General features: G+C 72.2%; 4 protein-coding genes. 1 reads left to right on the top strand and 3 read right to left on the bottom strand.

Translation table 11 applies throughout. The annotated features are described in order from the left end of the window. From MFF42_RS15495 to MFF42_RS15485, 3 genes are all read right to left on the bottom strand, one after another. Nucleotides 1-186 (bottom strand): thiaminase II/PqqC family protein (locus MFF42_RS15495; RefSeq protein ID WP_507763112.1); only part of this gene is annotated, 186 nt, incomplete at its 3' end. Between the two features lie 28 nt (nucleotides 187-214). After that, nucleotides 215-904, bottom strand: a complete 690-nt coding sequence (locus MFF42_RS15490) for a response regulator transcription factor (protein ID WP_238256541.1) — start codon at nucleotides 902-904, stop codon at nucleotides 215-217. 10 nt (nucleotides 905-914) lie between these two features. Beyond that, nucleotides 915-2,444, bottom strand: coding sequence for an ATP-binding protein (locus tag MFF42_RS15485; RefSeq protein ID WP_238256540.1), 1,530 nt, complete (start codon nucleotides 2,442-2,444; stop codon nucleotides 915-917). 484 nt (nucleotides 2,445-2,928) lie between these two features. Here MFF42_RS15485 and MFF42_RS15480 point away from each other — a divergent pair. After that, a partial coding sequence (locus MFF42_RS15480; protein ID WP_238256539.1) for a hypothetical protein occupies nucleotides 2,929-3,640 on the top strand: 712 nt, incomplete at its 3' end.

Below are 3,640 nucleotides of genomic sequence, written 5' to 3'. Positions count from 1 at the left end.
CAGCGCCCGGCCGAAGCCGATGAGGTAGTGGGCGTCCTGCACGATGTAGCGGCGGAAGCGTTCCGGACTCAGGGAGCCGTCCGCCAGTTCGGCGTTGAACGGCATCGTCCGGATGGTCTCGTAGGCCGCGCGGTTGCGCTGCCACGCCTCCTGCGAGAAGCGCCCGGCGGAGACGGTATCGGCCAATATTGAACTCCGTCGTTCCGGGAAAGGATCAGCCCTGCCGCTGCGCCTGGGTCACCGCCACGTGGATCAGCTCGGCGAGCGTGCGCACCCGCAGCTTCTGGCGCATCTGCGAGCAGGCGTTGGTGACTGTCTTGTAGCTGACCGAGAGGTCGGCGGCGATGGCGCCGTAGGACTTGCCCTGCGCGAGGCGGGCGAGGATCTGCTGCTCGCGCGGCGTCAGCTGGGTCTCCGGGGTGCGGCGCGGGTCGGCGCGCAGCATGGCGACCTCGGTGGCGAGCCGCCGGTCGAGATAGACCTCGCCCGCGCGCACCCGCTCGAACGCCTGGAACAGCTCGTTCGAGGCGTGGTCCTTGAGCACGTAGCCGAGGGCGCCCGCCTCCAGCGCCCGCGAGACGATGACCGGATCGTTGTGCATCGAGAAGACGAGGACGCGGGTCTCGGGCTCGACGGCGCGCATGCGCCGGATCAGGGCGAGGCCGGCGAGCCCGCTGCCCTGGAAGGTCAGGTCGCAGATCACCACCGGCGGGCGCAGGCGGTGGAAGGCGCGGTAGCCGGAGACGACGCCGGTCGCCTCCACCACGGTCTCGATCCCGGCATCCTCCAGCACGCGGCGACAGCCCTGCAGGACGATGGGGTGATCGTCGATGACCAGGACGGGGACGGGGCCGCCCTTGCCCGACGCCGCTTTCATCACGGGACTGCTGACCGGCGCGTTCATCTTACACGCATCACTTGAGTTGCGGCGCGGCGGGCGGAGGCGGAACCTCGCTGCCGTCGCGCTCGGGTTCGATCGGAAGGGTGATCCGGACAACGGTTCCGGAGGTGTCGTTGTCAAGGGACGACGCGGCGAGGCCGAGATGGCCGCCGAGCGCCTCGACCCGCTCGCGCATCCCCGACAGGCCGAGGCCGACGCGGTGGCCCGGTGCGATGCCGGTGCCGTCGTCCTCGACGCTCAGCCGCAGGGTCGTCACGCCGGCCGCGTCGGTCTCCTCGGCCACGCGGGCCCGGACGTGGCGGGCGCCGCCGTGGCGCACGGCGTTGGTGCTGCTCTCCTGGATGCAGCGGAAGACGGTGAGATCGACGATGTCGCCGTAGCCGCGGGCCAGCCCCTCGAACGCGCCCTCGAAGACGGTCTCGGGATGACGCCGCTGGAAATCGCGCAGGAGCAGGCTGAGGCAGTCGGCGAGCGGCACCTCGCCGAGCCCGTGCGGACGCAGGCGGTTGAGGAGGTCGCGGTTGAGGACCTGCACTTGGCCGACGATGCTGCCGATGTCGCCGGCCCGCGCGGCGAGCCGGCCGCGGTCGATCTCGCCGGGGCTGGCGGCGAGCCGCGCCACGGAGGCCGCGTTCGCCTCCAGTGCGAACAGGCAAGGGCCGAACTCGTCGTGCAGTTCGAGGGCGATGCGGGCGCGCTCGTCGTCCTGGGCCGTCAGGAGCTGGCGGTTGAGGCGGCCGTTGGCGGCCCGCGCCTCGGCGAGGGCCCCAGCCACGCGGTTGAAGCGCTCGGCGATCACCGACAGCTCGCGGGAGGCGGGGGGATCGAGATGAGCGGTGTAGTCGTGCCGCTCCAGCCGCGTCAGCCCCTCGGCGAGGCGGCCGAGCGGCCGCAGGATGCGCCCGAGCGCGAGGTAGAGCGCGGCCAGGACCGCGAGGTTCAGGATCAGGCTGGCCAGCGACAGCGAGCGGGCATAGCCCCAGACCTCCTCGATCTCGTCGAGGGGCTGGGTCGTGATTGCGGCGGTGCCGATCCGCTCGCCCCGCACGAGGATGGGCAGATCGTGCTGACGCGGCTCGGGGGCGATCAGCCGGACGAACCAGCGCGGCGCCCTGCGCTGTTCGCGCCCCTGCTCGGAGGGGCCGAAGCCGACGCGCCGCCCGTCCGCGTCGAGGATGGCCACGCGCACGTGGCGCAGGGCCTGGAAGCGCAGGTCGAGGGTGTGGAGCACGCTCTCCGGGCTCGGGCTGCGCAGGGAGCGGATGGTGTCGGCCACCAACGGCTCGACGGTCGCGAGGCTGGCCGCCATCTCGACCTGCACGGCTTGGCGCGCGGTCAGCACGATCACGCCGCAGGAAACCAGGGCGGCGAAGAGGTCGATGGCGAGAACGACCAGGATCAGGCGGGTGCGGGTCGACCAGCCGGCCCAGAACGGCACGGCCGCGCCGCTGGCCCGATCCTGCGCCTCGTCGGAGTTGGGATCGGCCGTCGGGTGCGCCGTCATCGGCGACAGATCGGGTTGCGTCGCGGCGGGTATCGGCACGGGCCCTCGCGGTCGGTCAGACCACCGTCCGCCGAGGGCGCCGCGGACCCGTCAGGCCCGGGACAATTCGGCAAGCCGACATCGGATAAAAGTCTCAGATCTCTACTCTTTCGGCACGGACGGCACCGTGGCCGATCCCCGGACGAATGTCCATGCCGGGTCCAGGCCGCAGCGTCGCACGGCCCACTGATGTTTCTCTTATGATCGGTGGCCTCCGATCTCCGGCCGCGGAAAACTGCGCGCGGCGCCGGCCCGGCTACACGCTCCGTTAAACCGCCTTCGTTAAGGTCGTTCGCGAGAACAGATCGGGGCGAGACTTGTCCGCGGCAGGCGCCTTCCGGTCAGGTTCGGCCGCCCCGCAGATTCCGCTAGAATCATGTGGATGGACGGCGCCCGAATTCTGTTCAGGCCCCGCCGGACATCTTGCCGCCGCATTGCCGAGGCCGTGTTGTTGCAGGGGTACAACGTGCAAGAGGCCGACCGCATGTCGGTGGCGATTCATCCGTCCGAAACCCGCCCGTCCGAGGCGAGGGCTCAGGCCCGCTTCCGGCTGCCCGTCGTCGCGGGCGTCGCGGGCGGGGGCGTCGCCCTTCTCGCCTTCGCCGTCGGGGCGTTCTCGTTCTTCTCCGATCTCGCCGATCCCCGGACCCGACCGGCCCGGATCGCACCCGTCGCCTCGCAATGGCCCGATCTGAAGGACGGCGTCCCGGCGCTGGCCTTGGCCACGGCCGGAGCGCTGCCGGAGCCGCGCCGGGCGAGCCTCCCGGCCGTCCCGACCGCCGAACCCGCGCCGCCGGCTCCGTCCCCGGCACCGGTCGCGGTCAAGGAACCGGTCGCAGCGCCGGTGCAGGTCGCGGCGTCGCCGCCGCCCCCCGCCCGCTCGCCCCTGCCGATCGAGCCCGCCCCCACGGTTCCGCCCGCGTCCCGCACGGCGGCGGCCGTCGCTCCCGCCAAAGTCACGGTTCCGCTGCCGCCGAGCCGCAGCGAGACGGTCCGGGCCAAGACGGAGCAGCCGGCCCGATTCGTGTCGCTGCCTGCGACGGCGAAGCCCGAAGCCAAGGTCGAGACCAAGGCCGACGCGAAGGCCAAGACCGAGAAGGACAAGACCGAGAAGGCCGAGATCGTGAAATCCGATCCCGCCCGCAAGGCCGCGTCCGCGGGCCGGCTGCGGGCGGCGGACGCGGCCTTGCGGGCGG

The sequence above is a fragment of the Methylorubrum podarium genome, assembly GCF_022179745.1.
GTDB lineage: Bacteria > Pseudomonadota > Alphaproteobacteria > Rhizobiales > Beijerinckiaceae > Methylobacterium > Methylobacterium podarium.
This window is presented reverse-complemented; position numbering and strand designations above follow the sequence as displayed.

Bases quoted from the DNA above. Each gene is read 5' to 3' on its own strand.
- MFF42_RS15490 (WP_238256541.1), bottom strand. From the start codon at position 904: ATGAACGCGCCGGTCAGCAGTCCCGTGATGAAAGCGGCGTCGGGCAAG.